This is a genomic window from Pseudomonas sp. MWU13-2517 (assembly GCF_023242545.1).
In the GTDB taxonomy this organism is placed as follows: domain Bacteria; phylum Pseudomonadota; class Gammaproteobacteria; order Pseudomonadales; family Pseudomonadaceae; genus Aquipseudomonas.
This window is the reverse complement of record NZ_JALMFA010000027.1, coordinates 1-19,152: the sequence shown is the minus strand read 5'-3', so window position 1 is coordinate 19,152 and position 19,152 is coordinate 1. Positions and strand designations below refer to the sequence as shown.

General features: G+C 62.9%; 22 protein-coding genes. 20 read left to right on the top strand and 2 right to left on the bottom strand.

Going from position 1 to position 19,152, the window contains the following annotated elements; genetic code table 11:
• Positions 1 to 51: 51 nt before the first annotated feature.
• Positions 52 to 273, bottom strand: a complete 222-nt coding sequence (locus M5B97_RS27375; protein ID WP_123716182.1) for a DUF6124 family protein — start codon at positions 271 to 273, stop codon at positions 52 to 54.
• A 444-nt stretch (positions 274 to 717) separates the two neighbouring features.
• Positions 718 to 1,488, bottom strand: coding sequence for a ParA family protein (locus tag M5B97_RS27370; RefSeq protein WP_123716183.1), 771 nt, complete (start codon positions 1,486 to 1,488; stop codon positions 718 to 720).
• 337 nt (positions 1,489 to 1,825) lie between these two features.
• Between M5B97_RS27370 and M5B97_RS27365 the strand changes: the two genes are divergently transcribed.
• The 20 genes from M5B97_RS27365 to M5B97_RS27270 are packed head-to-tail and all read left to right on the top strand — an operon-like array spanning position 1,826 to position 19,125.
• Entirely contained in the window at positions 1,826 to 2,548 is a 723-nt protein-coding gene (locus tag M5B97_RS27365; protein WP_248733216.1) for a beta-ketoacyl synthase chain length factor, read from the top strand.
• Positions 2,524 to 3,336: a lysophospholipid acyltransferase family protein gene (locus tag M5B97_RS27360; protein ID WP_248733215.1), complete on the top strand. Its 813-nt coding sequence runs from the start codon at positions 2,524 to 2,526 to the stop codon at positions 3,334 to 3,336. The genes M5B97_RS27365 and M5B97_RS27360 overlap by 25 nt, the downstream gene beginning before the upstream one ends.
• Positions 3,314 to 3,583, top strand: a complete 270-nt coding sequence (locus M5B97_RS27355; RefSeq protein WP_123716184.1) for a phosphopantetheine-binding protein — start codon at positions 3,314 to 3,316, stop codon at positions 3,581 to 3,583. The genes M5B97_RS27360 and M5B97_RS27355 overlap by 23 nt, the downstream gene beginning before the upstream one ends.
• 9 nt (positions 3,584 to 3,592) lie before the next feature.
• A complete protein-coding gene (locus M5B97_RS27350; protein WP_123716185.1) occupies positions 3,593 to 3,847 on the top strand; it encodes an acyl carrier protein in 255 nt (84 codons plus the stop codon).
• A complete protein-coding gene (locus M5B97_RS27345; protein WP_123716186.1) occupies positions 3,844 to 4,389 on the top strand; it encodes a hypothetical protein in 546 nt (181 codons plus the stop codon). Before M5B97_RS27350 ends, M5B97_RS27345 begins: the two co-directional genes overlap by 4 nt.
• Positions 4,386 to 6,056: an acyl-CoA synthetase family protein gene (locus M5B97_RS27340; protein ID WP_248733214.1), complete on the top strand. Its 1,671-nt coding sequence runs from the start codon at positions 4,386 to 4,388 to the stop codon at positions 6,054 to 6,056. Before M5B97_RS27345 ends, M5B97_RS27340 begins: the two co-directional genes overlap by 4 nt.
• Positions 6,049 to 6,783, top strand: coding sequence for a glycosyltransferase family 2 protein (locus M5B97_RS27335; protein WP_248733213.1), 735 nt, complete (start codon positions 6,049 to 6,051; stop codon positions 6,781 to 6,783). Before M5B97_RS27340 ends, M5B97_RS27335 begins: the two co-directional genes overlap by 8 nt.
• Positions 6,780 to 7,715, top strand: coding sequence for a glycosyl transferase (locus tag M5B97_RS27330; RefSeq protein ID WP_248733212.1), 936 nt, complete (start codon positions 6,780 to 6,782; stop codon positions 7,713 to 7,715). Before M5B97_RS27335 ends, M5B97_RS27330 begins: the two co-directional genes overlap by 4 nt.
• On the top strand, positions 7,699 to 9,240 hold the full coding sequence (locus M5B97_RS27325) for an aromatic amino acid ammonia-lyase (RefSeq protein ID WP_134660465.1): 1,542 nt from the start codon (positions 7,699 to 7,701) through the stop codon (positions 9,238 to 9,240). Before M5B97_RS27330 ends, M5B97_RS27325 begins: the two co-directional genes overlap by 17 nt.
• Positions 9,233 to 9,658 carry an acyl-CoA thioesterase gene (locus M5B97_RS27320; protein ID WP_248733211.1) on the top strand — a complete coding sequence of 142 codons (426 nt, stop codon included), beginning with the start codon at positions 9,233 to 9,235 and terminating at the stop codon, positions 9,656 to 9,658. Before M5B97_RS27325 ends, M5B97_RS27320 begins: the two co-directional genes overlap by 8 nt.
• Positions 9,655 to 10,338, top strand: a complete 684-nt coding sequence (locus M5B97_RS27315; protein ID WP_248733210.1) for an outer membrane lipoprotein carrier protein LolA — start codon at positions 9,655 to 9,657, stop codon at positions 10,336 to 10,338. Before M5B97_RS27320 ends, M5B97_RS27315 begins: the two co-directional genes overlap by 4 nt.
• Positions 10,328 to 12,640 carry an MMPL family transporter gene (locus M5B97_RS27310; RefSeq protein WP_248733209.1) on the top strand — a complete coding sequence of 771 codons (2,313 nt, stop codon included), beginning with the start codon at positions 10,328 to 10,330 and terminating at the stop codon, positions 12,638 to 12,640. Before M5B97_RS27315 ends, M5B97_RS27310 begins: the two co-directional genes overlap by 11 nt.
• Before the next feature lie 33 nt (positions 12,641 to 12,673).
• Positions 12,674 to 13,921: an NAD(P)/FAD-dependent oxidoreductase gene (locus M5B97_RS27305; protein ID WP_134660461.1), complete on the top strand. Its 1,248-nt coding sequence runs from the start codon at positions 12,674 to 12,676 to the stop codon at positions 13,919 to 13,921.
• Complete coding sequence (locus M5B97_RS27300; protein ID WP_248733208.1) at positions 13,918 to 14,652, top strand: class I SAM-dependent methyltransferase; 735 nt, start codon at positions 13,918 to 13,920, stop codon at positions 14,650 to 14,652. Before M5B97_RS27305 ends, M5B97_RS27300 begins: the two co-directional genes overlap by 4 nt.
• Positions 14,649 to 15,131 (top strand): hypothetical protein, encoded by a 483-nt coding sequence (locus tag M5B97_RS27295; RefSeq protein WP_248733207.1) that lies wholly within the window; start codon positions 14,649 to 14,651, stop codon positions 15,129 to 15,131. The genes M5B97_RS27300 and M5B97_RS27295 overlap by 4 nt, the downstream gene beginning before the upstream one ends.
• The gene (locus tag M5B97_RS27290; RefSeq protein WP_134660459.1) at positions 15,128 to 16,294 is read left to right on the top strand and encodes a beta-ketoacyl-[acyl-carrier-protein] synthase family protein; all 1,167 of its coding nucleotides are present in this window, start codon (positions 15,128 to 15,130) and stop codon (positions 16,292 to 16,294) included. Before M5B97_RS27295 ends, M5B97_RS27290 begins: the two co-directional genes overlap by 4 nt.
• Complete coding sequence (locus M5B97_RS27285) at positions 16,291 to 16,752, top strand: hotdog family protein (protein WP_134660458.1); 462 nt, start codon at positions 16,291 to 16,293, stop codon at positions 16,750 to 16,752. Before M5B97_RS27290 ends, M5B97_RS27285 begins: the two co-directional genes overlap by 4 nt.
• Complete coding sequence (fabG, locus tag M5B97_RS27280; protein WP_248733206.1) at positions 16,749 to 17,477, top strand: 3-oxoacyl-ACP reductase FabG; 729 nt, start codon at positions 16,749 to 16,751, stop codon at positions 17,475 to 17,477. Before M5B97_RS27285 ends, fabG begins: the two co-directional genes overlap by 4 nt.
• Positions 17,477 to 18,703 (top strand): beta-ketoacyl-ACP synthase, encoded by a 1,227-nt coding sequence (locus tag M5B97_RS27275; protein WP_248733205.1) that lies wholly within the window; start codon positions 17,477 to 17,479, stop codon positions 18,701 to 18,703. Before fabG ends, M5B97_RS27275 begins: the two co-directional genes overlap by 1 nt.
• A 26-nt stretch (positions 18,704 to 18,729) precedes the next feature.
• Positions 18,730 to 19,125, top strand: coding sequence for a hypothetical protein (locus M5B97_RS27270; protein WP_123716201.1), 396 nt, complete (start codon positions 18,730 to 18,732; stop codon positions 19,123 to 19,125).
• The last annotated feature ends 27 nt before the right edge of the window (positions 19,126 to 19,152 follow it).

Below are 19,152 nucleotides of genomic sequence, written 5' to 3'. Positions count from 1 at the left end.
TCGGGAGCAAGCGCCCTCCCGCTTCTGACCGCGTTTTACCTGGAGGCTGCTTTACCCAGAGGCTAACGGAGCTTCGTGGTCCATCAGTTGGCCGACCAGCAGGACGCCCAGTTCGCTCAATTGGTGAATCGCCAGGGCCACATCGCGGTGTTCGCCGGTGAGGTCGTTGGAAAGGTTGAGCAATAAAGTGCGGACGCAGGAGAAGGTTTCGTAGCTGTTGAGCAAGAGGGTTTCGGTGGGAAGGCTGGGGATAACGGTATAGAGGTCAACCATGGATCGTCTCCGGGTGGGCGAGCCGCAACCAACCCGCTACTAAACGGAGGGTGGCAGCTGTACGCAGGTTAGTAGACCGGGGAGACGCAACCGGCGCGCTCGAAAGCGCCCTCCGTACAGCCACCATCACATTCAGGAAGATCCTGATCGACGATTTGCCGTACATCTCACCACGGGCTACTAAACCCGATCACTGAACATTCAGCGACCGGCAAACCTTAGAGACGCCCATCCAGACGCACAAGCCAGCGGATTCTGGCGTAGCTGTAGGCATCGAGACAAGACACAACCCCACTTGCCAGCCCCTTCCTACAGCCTCTGTGGGACAAATCCAAACTCACCAATGTGGGAGAGGGCTTGCTCCCGATGACAGCCTATCACTAGCAAATGTGCCAACTGACGTCGGGCGCAAGCCCCCACACAAGTGCTGTGCTGCACTTCAGGTCACGCGTTTTCCAGCAGGTTATGCAACTCCACGAACTGCAGCGTCAGCTTATGCCGTGGGTCCAGATGGATCAGCGGCTTACTCTCCTGGTGCGACTCGCGCATGCGCACGGAACTGGCCAGGTACACCGGCAACACCGGCAAGCCTTCGGCGATCAACTCATCGAGCATTTGCTGCGGCAGGCTCGCCCTGGCCTGGAACTGGTTGACCACGATGCCTTCCACTTCCAGTCCTTCGTTGTGGTCATCTTTCAACTCTTCGATTTCACGCAACAGCCCGTACAGCGCCTGACGGGAAAAACTGTCGCAATCGAAGGGGATCAGTACGCGATCAGCGGCAATCAGTGCCGAAACCGCATAAAAATTCAAGGCCGGTGGTGTATCCAGGTAGATCCGGTCGTAATCTTCACTCAGCTCATCCAGCAGCTTTCGCAGCTTGTTGATCTTGTGCTTGGCCTCGAGCTTGGGCTGCAGGTCGGCCAGCTCGGCGGTCGCCGTGATGACGTGCAGGTTGTCGAACGGGGTTTCGTAGATATCCACCTGGTTCTTCTTGGAAAACGGCCCCGAAGACAGGGTTTGCTTGAAAAAATCCGCGATCCCCATGGGGATATCCTCGCCGGTCAAACCGGTGAGGTACTGGGTTGAGTTGGCTTGTGCATCGAGGTCAACCAACAGGGTTCGATAGCCTTCGCTGGCGCTGACCGCCGCCAGGTTGCAGGCAATGCTGGACTTGCCTACACCGCCTTTCTGATTGAACACCACGCGCCGCATGGAAAAACCTCCGTGTATCAATGAATGTCCCGAGTGTAGAGGGCAAAAGCGCCTGTTAGCTACCTCGTTCATCCGTGCACGGGTGCATTACAAGCCGATTCCAGGACCACGCATACACATCAAAGGGAAGCGTCCGACGATCAAACTTGCCTCCAAGTAAAGGACAATCTGTAAATCTTCCCGACTGATTTGCAAACGACCGTGCACAATTCTTTACCAAAATTTGCTAGAACCCCACGGCACCGGGATAATGCGCGCCATTCGGCCATTGCTCCTGTCCCGGTATTCGGGGCCAACAGCCGCACATGGAAGCCCGCAGGGGCGGGATAACTTCTCAGTGATCAATTTCAACATCGCCCAATGGCGTGCCTGGGCTCCTGGCCTGGAGAGTGCGGATGCCTGGCGCACATGGTGCCAGGCCCCGGTGTTGCTGCCCGTCAGTGAAGCCTCCCCCGACGTGTCATTCCTCCCGGCCATGCAGCGTCGGCGCCTGAGCCGCCTGGCGCGCATGGCGTTCAGCGTCGGCTGGCCGCTGGCCGAGGGCCTGCGGGACCTGCCGTTGGTCTTTATCTCGCGCCACGGCGAAACCCCACGCACTCTCGACATCCTCAGCGACCTGGCCAACGACCAGCCGTTGTCGCCCACCCAGTTCAGCCTGTCGGTGCATAACGCGGTGATTGGCCTGTGGTCGATCCTGCGCAATGAAACCAGCGAAATGACCGCCCTCGCCGCCGCTGGCGATGGCCTGGAGCACGGCCTGCTGGAAGCCGCCGCACTGCTCAACGAAGGTTCACCGGCCGTGCTGCTGGTGATCACCGAAGAACAGCCGCCCGAAGCCTATGCCAGCTGGATTCACGACGTACCATTCCCTTACGCCCTCGGCCTTTTGCTGACACCGGGCGACGAGTGGCAGCTGGAATTAACCACCGCCACTGTCCAACCCAGCACCACCCAACAGTGGCCTCACGCCCTGAACCTGCTGCGCACCCTGCTGACCGAACAGGTCGCCTGCCAACATGCCTGGAAGAACCGTGTATGGAACTGGCAACGCAAGCCCTGACCCGCAAACCGCGGGACGCCTACTACTGGCGCCTGTTCGCCACCGCCGCCAGCTTCGCGCTGTTCGGCGTCGGCGGGTTGTGCCTGCGGTTGCTGGTGTTTCCTTTGCTCGGTTGCCTGCCGGGCAGCGCCGACACACATCAGCGTCGCGCCCGCCATACCATCAGCAGGCTGTTCTGGCTGTTTATCCGCCTGATGCAACGCGCCGGCGTGCTGACCTACAGCGTCGAAGGCGCCGAAAACCTTGGTCGCCCTGGCCAGATGATCATCGCCAACCACCCCTCGCTGATCGACGTGGTGTTCCTGATCGGCCTGGTGCGCCAGGCCAACTGCGTGGTCAAGCAGAGTCTGTGGCAGAACCCCTTTACCCGTGGGCCTGTGCGTGAAGCCGGCTATATCAGCAATGATGGCAGCGCCGAAATGCTCGATGCCGCAGCCGACGCCCTGCGCGAAGGTCAAACCCTGATCATCTTTCCCGAAGGCACCCGTACCCCGCCCGGCGCGGCGCCCGCCTTTCATCGCGGCGGCGCCGCCATTGCACTGCGCGGTGCGACAATCATCACCCCCGTGGTGATCAAGGTCAGCCCGACCACCCTGACCAAGGCCGAACCCTGGTACCGCATCCCAAAATGCCGCGTGCACTTCAGTTTGCGGGTGGGTGCCGATATAGAACCACAAGCGTTTGCAGCGCTCGGGCCCGCGCCCCAGGCTTCACGCAAGCTCAACGATTACCTGCACCACTATTTCATTAAGGAGCTCGCCGAAGATGAGCGACCAACAACGCCTTGAGCACGATATAAAAATAATGATCATCGAGGCCCTGGGCCTGGAAGACATCAGCGCCGACGACATCGGCAGCGAACAAATCCTGTTCGGCGAAGGCCTGGGCCTGGACTCGGTCGACGCCCTGGAACTGGGCCTGGCGATTCAGAAAAAGTATGGCATCAAGATCGATGCCGACGCCAAGGACACCCGCAATCACTTCACCAACGTGGCCAGCCTTGCGGCGTTCGTCACGGCCAGACAGGCAGCTTGAGACCGTACCATGCAAACTCGTGACGATATTTTCAACACCCTGCGCGATGCCTTGGTGGAGCTGTTTGAACTGCCTGCGGAACGCATCACCCTCGACGCCAACCTATATCAGGACCTGGAGATCGACAGCATCGATGCCGTAGACCTCATCGACCATATCAAACGCCAGACCGGCAAGAAGATCGCCGCCGAAGAGTTCAAGGCGGTGCGTACCGTAAACGACGTGGTAGAGGCGGTGTACCGTCTGGTCACGCCTGCCGCATGAGCCGGTTGATCGGCCTTGGCCTGTTGCTGGCAGGGTTGGTGTACCCCTTTGCGGTGTATTACGGCACCGAGCACTTTGCGCCCTGGCAGTTCGGCTTGTTGCTCGGTAGCCTGTGGCTGTTGCGTGCACTCACCGCGGCACGGCGTCCTGGCAGTCGCTGGATGGCCGTGGCGGTGATTGTGTTTTGCCTGTTGCTGGCCTGGTTCGACAACCCGCAGTGGCTGCGCTGGTACCCTAGCCTGGTCAGCGCATTCATGCTGACGCTGTTCGGCCTGAGCCTGAAGTATGGGCCGCCGGTGGTCGAGCGCCTGGCGCGCATGACAGACCCTCAATTGCCGCCCAAAGCGGTGGTCTATACGCGCAAGGTCACCGTGGTATGGAGTGTGTTTTTTCTGTGTAATGGCCTGCTGGCCGCAGCCCTCACGCTGTGGGCGCCGCTGAGCTGGTGGACGTTGTACAACGGCTTGATCGCCTACGGGCTGATGGGGCTGCTGTTTGCCGTGGAATGGCTGATACGACAAAGGGTTCGAGGCCGCGTATGAAAGGTTTGAAACTTGAGCACTTGCTGCTTGAGCCGCTGGAACAGCGCTTGGTCACCACCGAGCCGCTGATGAATCATGCCCAGTTGTGGGCGCAATCTTTGAGCCTGGCGGCGGGCCTGCAAGCGCGTGGCATCCAGCGCCTGGCCGTACACCTGGAAGACGCCGGCTTACTGGCGATTGCCCTGTTGGGCGCCTGGCGCGCCGGGGTCAGCGTGCTGCTGCCTGCCGACCTGCAACCCCAGACCCGCCAACGCTGGGACGACTCAGTGGACGCCTGGCTGGTTGCGGCAACCGATCTCGACGCGCTGTACCAGACGCCATTGAGCCCTGCCGAACTGGAGCTGGACACCTGCCAACTGAGCCTGTGCACCTCCGGCTCCAGCGGTGAGCCCAAGCGTATCGACAAAACCCTGCGCCAGTTGGCCAACGAAGTCGAGGCTCTGGAAACCCTGTGGGGCAAGGACCTCAAAGACGCCTGCATCATCGGCAGTGTCGCCACCCAACACATCTACGGTTTGTTGTTCCGTGTGCTGTGGCCGTTGTACGCCGGGCGCAGCTTCGTGCGCCGGCAACTGCCCTTTCCCGAAGACTTGCAGCGCGCCAGCCGCGAACACCCGCAATTTGCCTGGGTGGCAAGCCCGGCGCTGCTCAAGCGCATGGGCGACAATCTCGATTGGCCGGCGTTACGCCAGGTAACCCGGGTATTTTCGTCCGGCGGTGCCTTGCCCATCGAAGCGGCCGGTGAGCTTTACGATCGTTTGCAGCAATGGCCGACGGAAATCCTCGGCAGTTCGGAAACCGGCGGCATCGCCTGGCGCCAAGGCGCACAGCCGTGGCAGCCCTTTGCCGACGTGCAACTGAGCCAGGATGCGGAGGGCGCCCTGCGCATTGCCTCGCCCTATTTGCCGGCTGGCCATATCGAACAGACCGCCGACGCTGCGCGTATCCATGCCGATGGTCGCTTCGAACTGCTCGGCCGGCTTGACCGCATCGTCAAACTGGAAGAAAAACGCATCTCCCTGCCCATGCTGGAACAGGCGCTGATGGCCCACCCGTGGGTTGCTGAAACCCGCCTGGGCGTGGTGCAGGAAAACCGTGCGTCCCTCGGCGCCCTGGTGGTACTCAGTGCTGACGGCCTGCATGCCCTGCGCAATCAGGGCCGTCGCACGCTGACCCAAAGCCTGCGCCAGCACTTGAGCCAACATTCCGAAGCCCTGGCCCTGCCCCGCCGTTGGCGCTTGCTGCGCCAGTTGCCGCTGAACGCCCAGGGCAAGCTGCCCCAAGCCGATGTCACGGCCCTGCTGCTCGCCCCACGGCCAAAAGCGCCGCACGTGTTGGAACAAGTCGAAGCCAATGGCGAATGGACCCTGCAACTGAGCGTGCCCCCGGACCTCGCCTACTTCAGCGGCCACTTCCCCACCACACCCGTACTGCCGGGCGTGGTGCAGGTGGAGTGGGCGTTCAACCTGGGCCAGCAGTTGATGGACGTGCCAACGACGTTCGCCGGGATGGAAGTGCTCAAGTTCCAGCAACTGGTACGCCCTGGCGACCAGATCGAACTGCACCTGCGCTTCGACCAGGAGCGCGGCAAGCTGTATTTCGCCTACCGCAACGGCGTCGCGGCCTGCTCCAGCGGCCGCATCCAATTGATCGCCGCCCATGCATAAGCCTTGCGCCCTGATCCCGGTCTACAACCACGAAGCCGCCGTGCCGGCCGTGGTCCGCAGCCTTCTGGACAGCGGCCTGCCGTGCCTGCTGGTGGATGACGGCAGTAGCCCGGCCTGCGCGGCAGTGTTGGCGCAATTGGCGATGCTTGAGCATGTCACCCTGCTGACCTTGCCGAGCAACCAGGGCAAAGGCGGTGCGGTGATGGCCGGTTTCCGCGAGGCTGCACGCCTGGGCTTCAGCCACGCCCTGCAGGTGGACGCCGACGGCCAGCACGACCTGCGTGACGTCCAGGCCTTCCTCGACGCTTCGCGGGCCCATCCGACGGCGGTCATCTGCGGCTACCCCGAATACGACGAGAGCGTGCCCAAGGGCCGCCTGTACGCGCGTTACCTGACTCACGTATGGGTGTGGATCAACACCCTGTCGCTGCAGATCCGCGACTCGATGTGCGGCTTTCGCGTTTACCCGCTGGCGCCCACGCTGGCCCTGATGGACTCGGCCTACATCGGCACGCGCATGGATTTCGACTCGGACATCCTGGTGCGCCTGGCCTGGCGCAACCAACCGATGCGCTGGCTGCCGACAAAAGTGCATTACCCCACCGACGGCCTGTCGCACTTCCGCCTGTTTCGCGACAACGTGCGCATCTCAGCCATGCACACCCGGCTGTTCTTCGGCATGTTGGTACGTATGCCGATAATCCTGTGGCGGCGGTGGCAGGCATGAGCGACAGCAATAAACATTGGGCCGACCGCGAGGAGCGCGGCAGTTTCTGGCTGATGAAACTCACCGCCGTCGCCGCCAGGGTACTGGGACGTCGCTTGCTGAGCCCGCTGCTGTACGGCATCGTGTTGTACTTCTTCCTGTTCGGCCGCACGGCACGCCGGAGTGCCTGGGAATACCAGCAGCGCCTGGCGCACTGGAGCGGCCGTGATGCATTGCGGCCCACCCATAAAAGTGTATTCGGCCAGTTCATGGCCTTCGCCGATTCCTTGCTCGACAAGCTCGACGTGTGGAACGGCAAGCTGCGCATCGAACAGATCGAAATCAACGACCCGGCGCAATTGCGTGGGCAACTGCGCGGCGAGCGCGGGCAGATGCTGGTGGGCGCGCACCTGGGCAACCTGGAAGTCTGCCGCGCCCTGGCGGAGATCGGCGAACAGGTGACCATGAACGTGCTGGTGCACACCAAGCACGCCGAGCGTTTCAACCGCCTGCTGGGCGAAGCCGGGGCAACCCATCTGCGCCTGATCCAGGTCAGCGAACTGGACCCGGCCACCATGCTGCTGCTCAGCCAGCGCCTGGACGAGGGCGAGTGGCTGGCCATTGCCGGCGACCGTGTGCCGTTGCACGGCGGGCGCAAGGTGCTTGTGGATTTCCTTGGGCATGCTGCGGCCTTCCCGCAAGGCCCATGGCTGCTGGCCGGCCTGCTCAAATGCCCGGTCAACCTGCTGATGTGCCTCAAGCACGACGGCCGCTATCGTCTGACGATCGAGCCTTTCACGCAATTGATCGAATGGAAGCGCAGCACCCGCGAGCAGGTCATTACCCAATGGACCGCGCGCTACGCCGAACGCCTGGGCCAGTTCTGCCTGCAAGCGCCCCGACAATGGTTCAACTTTTACCCTTTCTGGAAGACCGATGACGACGCATCTTGAGCCGGTAACCTTTGGCGAACGCGCCTTGCGCATTGAAGACGTGCTGGCCCTGGCCAACCGCCAGGCGCCCACGCAGTTGCAGAACGACGCCGCGTATCGCCAGCGTATCGCCAAGGGCGCACAGTTCCTCGACTCACTGCTGGACAAGGAAGGCGTGATCTACGGCGTGACCACCGGCTACGGCGACTCGTGCGTGGTGGCGGTACCGCTGCAACACGTCGAAGCCCTGCCCCGTCACCTGTACACCTTCCACGGCTGCGGGCTGGGCAAGTTGCTCGACGCACAGGCTACCCGCGCCGTGCTGGCCGCACGTTTGCAGTCACTCTGCCACGGGGTTTCCGGCGTGCGTGTCGAACTGCTGGAGCGCCTGCACGCATTTCTCGAACACGACGTGCTGCCGCTGATCCCGGAGGAAGGCTCGGTGGGCGCCAGCGGCGATCTGACGCCGTTGTCTTACGTGGCGGCGACCTTGTCCGGCGAACGCGAGGTGATGTTCCGTGGCGAACGCCGCCAGGCCGCCGACGTGCACCGCGAACTGGGTTGGCAGCCGCTGGTATTGCGCCCCAAGGAAGCCCTGGCGCTGATGAACGGCACCGCCGTGATGACCGGCCTGGCCTGCCTGGCCTTCGCCCGCGCCGACTACCTGCTGCAATTGGCCACGCGCATCACCGCGCTGAACGTGGTGGCGCTGCAGGGCAACCCGGAGCACTTCGACGAGCGTCTGTTCGCCGCCAAACCGCATCCAGGGCAAATGCAAGTCGCCGCCTGGCTGCGCAAGGACCTGGCAATCGATGCGCCGACCGCGCCGCTGCATCGCCTGCAAGACCGCTATTCGCTGCGTTGCGCCCCCCACGTACTCGGCGTGCTGGCCGACAGCCTGAACTGGCTGCGCTCGTTTATCGAGACCGAGTTGAACAGCGCCAACGACAACCCGATCATCGACGCTGAAGAAGAGCGTGTCCTGCACGGCGGGCACTTCTACGGAGGGCATATCGCCTTCGCCATGGACAGCCTCAAGACCCTGGTGGCCAACGTCGCCGACCTGCTCGACCGCCAGCTCGCGCTGCTGGTGGACGTGCGTTACAACCATGGCCTGCCGAGCAACCTGTCCGGCGCGCCGGCGGACCGCGCCATGATCAACCACGGGTTCAAGGCCGTGCAGATCGGCACGAGCGCCTGGACCGCCGAAGCGCTGAAAAACACCATGCCGGCCAGCGTGTTCTCGCGCTCCACCGAGTGCCACAACCAGGACAAAGTGAGCATGGGCACCATCGCCGCCCGCGATGCGATCCGCGTGCTGGAACTGACCGAACAAGTGGCTGCCGCCACCTTGCTCGCCGCCAACCAGGGGGTGTGGCTGCGCGCCCAGGCCGAGGATGCACGACCGCTGCCACCGGCCCTGGCCGCCATGCACGAGGAACTGGCCAAAGACTTCCCGCCGGTCATCGAGGACCGTGCCCTGGAAGGCGAACTGCGCCTGTGCCTCAAGCGTATCGCCGAGCAACACTGGAGGTTGCATGCGTAGCCCGGGCGTATTGCATTGCGACACTGAAATCCTCGTGCCGTTTTTCGACATCGACACCATGCACGTGGTGTGGCACGGGCATTACGTGAAGTACCTGGAAGTGGCGCGCTGTGCGTTGCTGGACAAGCTTGGCCACAACTACACGCAGATGCAGGCCTCGGGCTACGCCTGGCCGGTGATCGACATGCAACTGCGCTACGTACGCGGCGCTACCTTTGGCCAGACCATCAATGTGCGCGCCAGCCTCGTGGAATGGGAGAACCGCTTGAAGGTCAACTACCTGATTACCGACCTGGCCAGCGGCGAGCGCCTGACTCGCGCCAGCACCGTGCAGGTGGCGGTGGAAATCGCCAGCCGCGAGATGCAATTGGCCTCGCCCAAAGTCTTCACCGACGCCGTCGAAAGGGCACTGCAATGAGATCCCCTGCAGGAGCCGGCTTGCCGGCGAAAATCGTCAACGTGAATGCGGGCTGCCTGATACTGCGCCGCGCCCTCAGGTTTTTCGCGAGCAAGCTCGCTCCTACAGGGGTTGGGTTGCTGCTAAGTCTGAGTGCTCATGCTTTTGACCTGCAGCAGCTAAGCGAGCAGTTGGCAAAACCGTCGGTGATCCACGGCAACTTCATCCAGGAAAAACACCTGCGCGCCCTGCCCCAGCCCTTGGTCAGCAAAGGCACTTTCGTGCTGGCCAAAGACCACGGCCTGCTGTGGCTGCTCAAAACTCCGTTGCAACAGGACTACCGCATCAGCGCCCAGGGCATCGCCCGGCGCGACGCCGGCGGCTGGCAACTGCTGCCGAACAAGAGCGCCGGTGCCGAACAGAACCGCTTGTTTCTCGCGGTGCTCCAGGGCGACAGCAGTGGTTTGCAGCGCGACTTTGAGCTGCAACTGCAAGGCGAAGCCAACCAGTGGAAGCTGACGCTGGTTCCACGCTCGTTACTGCTCAAGCAGGTGTTCACACAGATCAATATCGACGGCGGCGAATTGGTGCAAACCATTCAATTGCTCGAAACCCAGGGCGACAGCACCGTGCTGCGCATGCAGGACAGCACGGCAAACCGGCCCCTGACTGACGCGGAGCAACACGACTTTGCCCAGTGAGCGCCTGCTGCCACGCCTGTTCCTGATCCTGCTGGTGGCCGTACTGGCCGTGGCCGGCTGGCAGTGGCGCCAGGGTGCGCCACTGTCGGCCAACCTGATGGAGTTGGTGCCGGGCAACACGCCGGATGCCCTGGAACTGCAAGCCGAGCAGCGCATGCAGGAACCGTTGAACCGCGAGATGCTGGTGCTGGTGGGGCACACCGACCGCCAGCAAGCGGTAAGCGTGGCGCAGCAACTGGGCGAGCGCTGGCAGGCCAGCGGCCTGTTTGAAAAGGTGCAGTGGAACCTGCAAGCCGACTTGCCGGCACTGCGCGAACAGTTACTGCGCGGGCGGCTGGCAATGCTCTCGGCCAAGGACCGCGAACAACTGATCGAACATCCCGACGCGTTTATCCAACAGCGCGTGCAAGCGTTGTTCGACCCTTTCACCGGGTTCAGCCTGGTGCCGAGCCAGGATGACTGGCTGGGCCTGACCGGGCGCATCCAGAGCAGCCAGCCGCAACACGGTTCGGTGCAGCTGGATATCGGCAGCGGTGCGCTGATCGCCGATGCCGACGGTAAAAGCTGGGTGTTGCTGCGGGCGCGTACCACCGGCAATGCCTTCGATATGAAACTACCGCTGCAAGTGGCGGACCTGCTCAAGGCCAGCCGTACACAGGCCGGCGAACACGGCGCGCAACTGCTCGCCGCCAGCGGCCTGCTGTATGCGGCCAATGGGCAGCAACAAGCCACGCGGGAAATCACCTGGGTCGGCGGCGGCGCCACCCTCGGCATCCTGTTGTTGCTGTTGCTGGCGTTCCGCCGTTGGCGCGTGCTGCTGGCGTTTGTCCCGGTGCTGGCAGGCATGCTGTTTGGCGCGGTGGCCTGTGTGGCGCTGTTCGGCCATATGCATGTGATGACGTTGGTACTGGGCTCCAGCCTGATTGGTGTGGCAGTGGATTACCCCCTGCACTACCTGTCGAAAAGCTGGAGCATGAGCCCGTGGCGCAGTTGGCCGGCGTTACGCATCACCCTGCCCGGGCTGAGCCTGAGCCTGGCCACCAGTTGCATCGGCTACCTGGCGCTGGCCTGGACGCCGTTCCCTGCCCTGACGCAAATCGCGGTGTTCTCCGCCGCTGGGCTGGTGGGCGCGTATCTGTCGGCCGTGTGCCTGCTGCCGGCGCTGCTCAAGGGTGTGGAACTGCGCCCCGCGCAGTGGCCGCTGCGTATTGCTGAGGGGTTGTGGCAAGTGCGTACGGCGCTGCTCAAGCGCGTGCCGAGCCCGGTGCTGCTGGCATTGCTGTTGCTGTTTTGCGCAGGCGGCCTATGGCACCTGAACACCAAGAACGATATCCGCCAGTGGATCGGCGCACCGCCGCAATTGCTGCAGGAAGCCCAGGCCGTGGCGCGCATCACCGGTTTTCAGCCGACCAGCCAGTTCTTCCTGGTGCGGGCGGAGAACCAGCAGCAGTTGCTCGAACGCCAGGCCGCACTGGGCCAGCGCCTGGACCAACTGGTGAACATGAACAAGCTGCAGGGTTACCTGGCGCTCAATCAACTGGTCAGCCTGCCCGCCGAACAGCAACAGCTGCGTGACGGATTGAACAACCTGGCACAGCACTGGCAACCGCTGCTGGACCTCGCAATACCGGCGAGCGCCCTGCAGGCTGAAGTCGCGCAGTTGCAGGCGTTACCAACCGAAGACATCGACGCCGCGCTGAAAGGCCCGCTGGCCGAACCCTGGCGCACGCTGTGGCTGGGCCAGGTGGACGGCGGCGTGGCGGCGATGGTCAGCCTGCAAGGCTTGAACAACCCGGCGTTGCTGCGCGTACAGGCACTGGATTTGCCCGGTGTGCAGTTGGTGGACCGCCTGGGTGACTTGAACCGGGTGTTCGCCGACACGCAGGTCAGCGCCGCGGAATTGAAGCTGATGTCGTGTGTGCTGATCGTGTTGCTGCTGATCTTGCCGTTCGGTTTCGGCGGCGCCTTGCGCATCGTCGCTCTGCCGTTGCTGGCGGCCCTGTGCAGCCTCGCCAGCCTCGGTTGGCTGGGCCAGCCGTTGACCTTGTTCAGCCTGTTCGGCCTGCTGCTGGTCACAGCCATCAGCGTCGATTACGCCATCCTCATGCGCGAGCAGATCGGCGGCGCGGCCGTGAGCCTTCTGGGGACGCTGCTGGCAGCACTGACGACCTGGTTGTCGTTCGGCCTGCTGGCGGTGTCGAGTACACCGGCTGTGAGCAATTTCGGCCTGTCGGTCAGCCTGGGCCTGGCGTTCAGTTTTATGCTGGCGCCCTGGGCCGGGCAACAGAGACATGCCTCATGAATACCGTGATCGCCAAAGTGGCAAGGAGCTCTCGTGCCAATAGTTGAAATGGAACGTCGCCAGGTGGTGGTGATCGGTGCAGGGCCATCCGGGGCTATCGCTGCCGCGCTGTTAAAACGCAACGGGCATGATGTATTGATCATCGAGCGCCAGCATTTCCCGCGGTTCTCCATTGGCGAAAGCCTGTTGTCCCACTGCATCGACTTTATCGAAGAAGCCGGCATGCTCGATGCCGTGCAAGCGGCGGGTTTCCAGGTGAAAACCGGTGCGGCGTTCGCCTGGGGCGAGCGCTATAGCGCGTTTGACTTCGGCGACACGTTCAGCAACGGCAAGCCGACCACCTTCCAGGTGCAGCGCGGCGAGTTCGACAAGTTGCTGGCCGATCAGGCCGCACTGCAAGGCGTGGACATCCGCTACGGCGAAACCGTCGCGGGTGTGGACTTGAGCGGCGAGTGCCGCTACCTGCATATCCGCCGGGAGAACGGCAGCGAGTACCACATCAAGGCCAAGTTCGTGCTGGATGCCAGCGGTTATGGTCGGGTGTTGCCGCGTTTGCTGGCGCTGGAGGCACCCTCGAATTTCCCGTTGCGCCAGGCGGTATTCACTCACGTCGAAGACCGTATCACGCACCCGGGTTTCGACCGCAGCAAAATCCTCGTGACCTCCCACCCGACGAAGCGCGACATCTGGTTCTGGACCATCCCATTCAGCGACGGACGTTGTTCGGTGGGTGTAGTGGCGGCCAAAGAACATTTTGACGGCCGCGACAGCGACCTAGACGCTTGCCTGCGCAGCTTCATCGACGACACCCCGAGCCTGAGCGCGGTACTGCAAAACGCCGTCTGGGACACGCCGGCGCGCACCATCGGCGGTTATGCGGCCAACGTCAAAACCCTGCACGGACCGGGCTTTGCGCTGTTGGGCAACGCGGCGGAGTTCCTCGACCCGGTGTTCTCCTCGGGCGTGACCATTGCCATGCGTTCGGCGAGCATGGCGGCCGGCGTGCTGCATCGCCAACTGCAGGGCGAAAGCGTGGACTGGCAAACCGAGTTTGCCGAGCCGCTGAAACGCGGTGTCGATACCTTCCGTTGCTACGTCGAAGGCTGGTATGCGGGGACGTTCCAGGACGTGATCTTCCATCCGGGCAGTTCACCCGAGATCCGCCGGATGATCAGCGCGATCCTCGCCGGTTATGCCTGGGATGAACGTAACCCGTTTGTCAGCGAACCCAAGCGGCGATTGCGGATGTTGTCGGAAATTTGTGCGAGTGAAACGGTATGACCACCCAGTACCTGAGTAAGAACTACGTCGAAGAAACCCGGTTCGGTTTCTGGTTCCTGCGCAGCCACACCTGGCAGCACCATGTGTTGCGCGTGGCGATCAACGACCTGCGCAGCTTGTTCAGCGAACCATTGCCGGTGGCGCCGGTGTTGCTGGACGCGGGTTGCGGCCAGGGTAGGTCGTTTCGCTATTTGCAGCAGGTGTTTGCGCCTGAGCGCTTGATCGGCCTGGACGCCGACCCCCACAGCCTGGCACTGAGCCAGGCCGAAGCCGCACGCCAGGGCATGGCAGTGGAACTGATCGGCAGCGACTGCGCGACCTTGCAGGTGCCGGACGAAAGCGTCGACATCCTGTTCTGCCACCAGACCTTCCATCATCTGGTCGAACAACATCGCGCACTCAAAGAGTTCTATCGGGTACTCAAGCCCGGAGGCTATTTGCTGTTTGCCGAGTCCACCGAAGCCTATATCGATACCTGGGTGATCCGCTGGCTTTTCCGCCACCCGATGCACGTGCAGAAGAGCGCCGAAGAATACCTGGAGATGCTCCGCGAGCAGGGCTTTGAATTTGGTCCGCAGAACGTCTCGTACCCGTATTTATGGTGGAGTCGCGCCAGCGATTTCGGCTTGCTCGAGCGCTGGGGCCTGCGCAATCCGCCGCCTGTGGGCCAGCGCGAGGAAACCCTGGTCAACTGCGTCGCGCGTAAACCCTTAGCGAGTGCCGCCCCATGATCCGCCTGTTGCTGATCGGTTGCCTGTTGCTGCTGGGCGCCTGCGCCAGCCAGCCGCCGCTGCCCACGAAAACCCCGGCGCTGAGCCTGCCGATGCAACTGCATGCACAACGCCGCGCGGACGGCCAGACCCAGGATTGGCTGCTGGTGATCCAGCGTGAAGGCGGCGCGATTCGCTGGTCGTTGATGGACCCGCTGGGCATTCCCCAGGCCCGGCAAAAGCTGGTCAATGGCCAATGGCAAGCCGATGGTCTGCTGCCGCCCAACCCTCAGGCGCGGGAACTGTTCGCTGCGCTGCTGTTTGCCCTGACTTCGGCCGACGACGTGCCCGCGTTATACCCAGGCGCCCAAGCGATGGACCTGACACGCACGCTGCCGGGGCATTGGCAGATCGTGTATCAGTCTTCCGAGGTGTTCAGTGTGAATATGAGCGGGCAGCCGTTGAGTTATCGCATCACGCCGCTTGGAGTGGGTCGATGACGGCCTATCTGAATGCACTCGGCGTCATCTGTGCGCTGGGGCGTGGCCAGGCCGAAGTCAGCCGCAGCCTGTTTGCCGGCGACTGCTCGGGCATGCGCGCCGAGAGCGGCTGGGTGCCGGATCGCGTGCTGCCGGTGGCCGGTGTACAGGGTGAGTTGGCGCGCATGCCTGCAGCGCTGAGCGCGCAGAGCAGCCGCAATAACCAACTGCTGCTGGAAGCGGCGCTGCAAATTGAAAAAGAGATTCGCCAGGCGATCCACACCTACGGCGCGTCACGCGTGGGTATTGTGTTGGGCACCAGCACTTCGGGCATCGACGAGGCCAGCCGCGGCATCGCGCATTACCTGAGCAATCGGCAATTCCCCGGCGATTATGACTACCAGCAGCAGGAACTCAGCGCGCCGGCGAACTTCCTCGCCGACTGGTTGCAGCTCAGCGGCCCGGCCTATGTGATTTCCACCGCCTGCACCTCCAGTGCCCGTGCGTTGGCGAGTGCCCAGCGGCTGCTCGATCTGGGCGTGTGCGATGCGGTGATCTGCGGCGGCGTAGACAGCTTGTGCAAGCTGACGCTCAACGGTTTCACCGCGCTGGAAGCAGTGTCGAGCGAACGTTGCAATCCGTTTTCGCGCAACCGTAATGGCATCAATATCGGCGAAGCGGCGGTGCTGTTTCTGATGAGTCGCACGCCGGCGCCCATCGCGTTGATTGGCAGCGGCGCCAGCTGTGACGCCCACCATATTTCTGCGCCCGAGCCCTCCGGCAAAGGTGCGCTGCAAGCCATGCGCAAAGCCCTGGCCAGTGCGAAACTGGCGCCTGAACAGATCGGCTACCTGAACCTGCATGGCACTGCCACCCAACACAATGACGCCATGGAAAGCCTGGCCGTGGCCAGCCTGTTTCCCCAAGGCGTGGCCTGTTCGTCGACCAAACCCATGAGCGGCCACACCCTCGGTGCAGCCGGTGCATTGGAAGCCGCGTTCTGTTGGCTGAGCCTGACCCACGATGCCGTGCCACCGCATGTGTGGGACGGCCAGGCCGACCCTGCATTGCCGGCCTTGCAATGGGCCAAAGCGGGCGACACTTTGAAAAAGCGCTGCCTGATGAGCAACTCGTTTGCCTTCGGCGGCAATAACATCAGCTTGATAATCGCAGAGGCCCCATGATCGATTGGCCACTCGCCGAACTGCTGCCCCATGCGGGCGACATGATCCTGATCGACCAGGTGCTGTCGTTCGATGAAGAGCAGATTCACACCCGCGTCAGCGTCAAGCCCGATGGCTTGTTCAGTCGCCCGGACGGCAGCCTGCCGGCCTGGGTCGGTATTGAGCTGATGGCACAGAGCGTCGCCGCCTATGCCGGTTGCCGCGCGCGCCAGAAGGGCGAAGCCGTGGAGCTGGGCTTCCTGTTGGGCACACGTAAGTTCGAGTGCAACGTGGAGCACTTTCCGGCAGGCGCCGAGCTGCGCATCCATGGCCTGCGTTCACTGGAAGACGATAACGGCATGGGGGTATTCGAATGCCACCTGACCGGCGACGGTATCCAGGCCAGTGCCCGCTTGAATGTATTTCGACCGCCCCAGGCGGCCAACTATTTAGATGAATCTAAGGACGAAACGCCATGACTGAATCCGTACTGGTCACCGGCTCCAGCCGTGGCATCGGCCGCGCCATTGCCTTGCGCCTGGCCCAGGCCGGGCATGACATTGTGCTGCATTGCCGCAGCGGGCGTGCCGAAGCCGATGCGGTGCAGGTCGAAATCGAAGCGCTGGGCCGCAAGGCGCGGGTGCTGCAGTTCGATGTGGCGGACCGCGCGCTTTGCAAGCAAATCCTGGAAGCCGACGTGGAGCGGCATGGTGCCTATTACGGCGTGGTACTCAACGCCGGCGTGACACGCGACGGGGCGTTCCCGGCCTTGTCCGAAGACGATTGGGACGTAGTGATGCGCACCAACCTCGACGGGTTCTACAACGTACTGCATCCGGTGATGATGCCGATGATCCGCCGTCGTGCGGCCGGGCGTATCGTGTGTATCACTTCGGTATCGGGGCTCATCGGTAACCGTGGCCAGGTCAACTACAGCGCCTCCAAAGCCGGCCTGATCGGCGCAGCCAAGGCGCTGGCCATCGAGCTGGGCAAGCGCAAGATCACCGTCAACTGTGTAGCTCCCGGCCTGATCGACACCGCGATGCTCGATGAAAACGTGCCGGTTGAAGAGCTGATGAAGATGATCCCTGCGCAGCGCATGGGTACCCCGGAAGAAGTCGCCGGTGCGGTGAATTTCCTGATGTCGGCCGAAGCCGGCTACATCACTCGCCAGGTGCTGGCGGTAAATGGAGGCCTGTGCTGATGAAGCGCGTCGTCGTTACCGGCATGGCCGGCATGACCTCCCTGGGTAGCGATTGGGACACTATTTCGGCCAACTTCCGCGCCAACCGCAGCGGCATCCGGCGCATGGATGAGTGGGACCGCTTCAGCGAATTGAATACGCGCCTGGCCGGGCCGATTGACGATTTCGTCGTGCCCGCCCACTGGACGCGCAAGCAATTGCGCAGCATGGGCCGCGTCTCGCGCCTGGCGGTGTGGGCAGCCGAACAGGCATTGAAGGACGCCGGTTTGCTCGGCGACGAGTCGATCAAGGACGGGCGCATGGGCGTGGCCTGCGGCTCCTCCACCGGTAGCACCGACGAGATCAAGGCATTCGGCAATATGCTGCTCAACTCTGTGGCCGAAGGGCTGAATGCCAACTCCTACGTGCGCATGATGCCCCACACCACAGCGGCGAATATCAGCATCTTCTTTGGCCTGACCGGGCGGTTGATCCCCACGTCGAGCGCCTGCACCAGCGGCAGCCAGGGTATTGGTTACGCCTATGAAGCGATCAAGTTCGGGCGCCTGCCGCTGATGCTCGCCGGCGGCGCCGAAGAACTGTGCCCCACCGAGGCGATGGTGTTCGACGCGCTCTACGCCACCAGCCTGAAGAACGATGCACCGCAGACCAGCCCGCGCCCTTATGACAGTGGCCGCGACGGCCTGGTGATCGGCGAAGGCGGCGGCATGCTGGTGCTGGAAGAATTGCAGCACGCCTTGGCGCGAGGGGCGCACATCCACGCCGAAATCGTCGGCTTCGGCAGCAATGCCGACGGCCAGCACACCACTCGCCCGGAACAGAAAACCATGCGCCGCGCCATGGAACTGGCCCTGGAAGATGCCGGGCTCACTCCGAATGCCATCGGCTACGTCAACGGCCACGGCACGGCCACCGACCAAGGTGACATCGCCGAGACCCTGGCCATCAGCAGCCTGTTCGGCAGCCGCATGCCTATCAGCTCGCAGAAAAGCTTCCTGGGCCACACCCTGGGCGCCTGCGGCGCGCTGGAGTCCTGGTTCAGCATCGAGATGATGAACCGCGACCAGTACGTACACACCTTCAACCTGGACGCCGTCGACCCGCAATGCGGCGAGCTGGATTACCTGCAAGGTGGCTTTCGCGAGATGCACCACGACTACGTGATGAACAACAACTTTGCCTTTGGCGGTGTCAACACGTCGCTGATCTTTCGCCGCTGGTCCTGACTTTTTAATCGATTGGAGAAAACGGAATGCCCTCCCTGCTACGCGCCACCCTGATCACCCTGGCCCTGCTGACCACCGCCGGTTGCACCAGCAAACCGGTCCTCAACACCCAGCACGACTTGCCAGCCGGCACCCAGGTCAGCGAAGAACAAGTCAAACAGGTAATCGTCAACGCCCTGCAAAAGCGCGAATGGACGGTGCAGCGCCTGAGCCCACAGTTGGTGCAGGCCGAGATCACCGTGCGTAACCAGTTCCACGCGGAAATCGACGTCCGCTACACGCGCAACAGCTACGCCATCACCTACCGCGACAGCCGCGACCTGGGCTACAAGGACGGCAAGATCCATCGCAACTACAACCGGTGGGTGAGCATGCTGGATCGCGACATCCTGGCGGGGTTGCGTGGTGCGGGACTGCAATAAACCCCATAACGACAAAGGGCGCCTTTC

Excerpts from the sequence above, each read along its gene's own strand:
- M5B97_RS27290 (WP_134660459.1), top strand. The coding sequence starts at position 15,128 with ATGACGGCCTATCTGAATGCACTCGGCGTCATCTGTGCGCTGGGGCGT.
- M5B97_RS27285 (WP_134660458.1), top strand. The coding sequence starts at position 16,291 with ATGATCGATTGGCCACTCGCCGAACTGCTGCCCCATGCGGGCGACATG.
- M5B97_RS27275 (WP_248733205.1), top strand. The coding sequence starts at position 17,477 with ATGAAGCGCGTCGTCGTTACCGGCATGGCCGGCATGACCTCCCTGGGT.
- M5B97_RS27320 (WP_248733211.1), top strand. The coding sequence starts at position 9,233 with ATGCGTAGCCCGGGCGTATTGCATTGCGACACTGAAATCCTCGTGCCG.
- M5B97_RS27340 (WP_248733214.1), top strand. The coding sequence starts at position 4,386 with ATGAAAGGTTTGAAACTTGAGCACTTGCTGCTTGAGCCGCTGGAACAG.
- M5B97_RS27335 (WP_248733213.1), top strand. The coding sequence starts at position 6,049 with ATGCATAAGCCTTGCGCCCTGATCCCGGTCTACAACCACGAAGCCGCC.
- M5B97_RS27330 (WP_248733212.1), top strand. The coding sequence starts at position 6,780 with ATGAGCGACAGCAATAAACATTGGGCCGACCGCGAGGAGCGCGGCAGT.
- M5B97_RS27315 (WP_248733210.1), top strand. The coding sequence starts at position 9,655 with ATGAGATCCCCTGCAGGAGCCGGCTTGCCGGCGAAAATCGTCAACGTG.
- M5B97_RS27270 (WP_123716201.1), top strand. The coding sequence starts at position 18,730 with ATGCCCTCCCTGCTACGCGCCACCCTGATCACCCTGGCCCTGCTGACC.
- M5B97_RS27350 (WP_123716185.1), top strand. The coding sequence starts at position 3,593 with ATGCAAACTCGTGACGATATTTTCAACACCCTGCGCGATGCCTTGGTG.
- M5B97_RS27360 (WP_248733215.1), top strand. The coding sequence starts at position 2,524 with ATGGAACTGGCAACGCAAGCCCTGACCCGCAAACCGCGGGACGCCTAC.
- M5B97_RS27355 (WP_123716184.1), top strand. The coding sequence starts at position 3,314 with ATGAGCGACCAACAACGCCTTGAGCACGATATAAAAATAATGATCATC.
- fabG (WP_248733206.1), top strand. The coding sequence starts at position 16,749 with ATGACTGAATCCGTACTGGTCACCGGCTCCAGCCGTGGCATCGGCCGC.
- M5B97_RS27370 (WP_123716183.1), bottom strand. The coding sequence starts at position 1,488 with ATGCGGCGCGTGGTGTTCAATCAGAAAGGCGGTGTAGGCAAGTCCAGC.
- M5B97_RS27325 (WP_134660465.1), top strand. The coding sequence starts at position 7,699 with ATGACGACGCATCTTGAGCCGGTAACCTTTGGCGAACGCGCCTTGCGC.
- M5B97_RS27300 (WP_248733208.1), top strand. The coding sequence starts at position 13,918 with ATGACCACCCAGTACCTGAGTAAGAACTACGTCGAAGAAACCCGGTTC.
- M5B97_RS27345 (WP_123716186.1), top strand. The coding sequence starts at position 3,844 with ATGAGCCGGTTGATCGGCCTTGGCCTGTTGCTGGCAGGGTTGGTGTAC.
- M5B97_RS27375 (WP_123716182.1), bottom strand. The coding sequence starts at position 273 with ATGGTTGACCTCTATACCGTTATCCCCAGCCTTCCCACCGAAACCCTC.
- M5B97_RS27295 (WP_248733207.1), top strand. The coding sequence starts at position 14,649 with ATGATCCGCCTGTTGCTGATCGGTTGCCTGTTGCTGCTGGGCGCCTGC.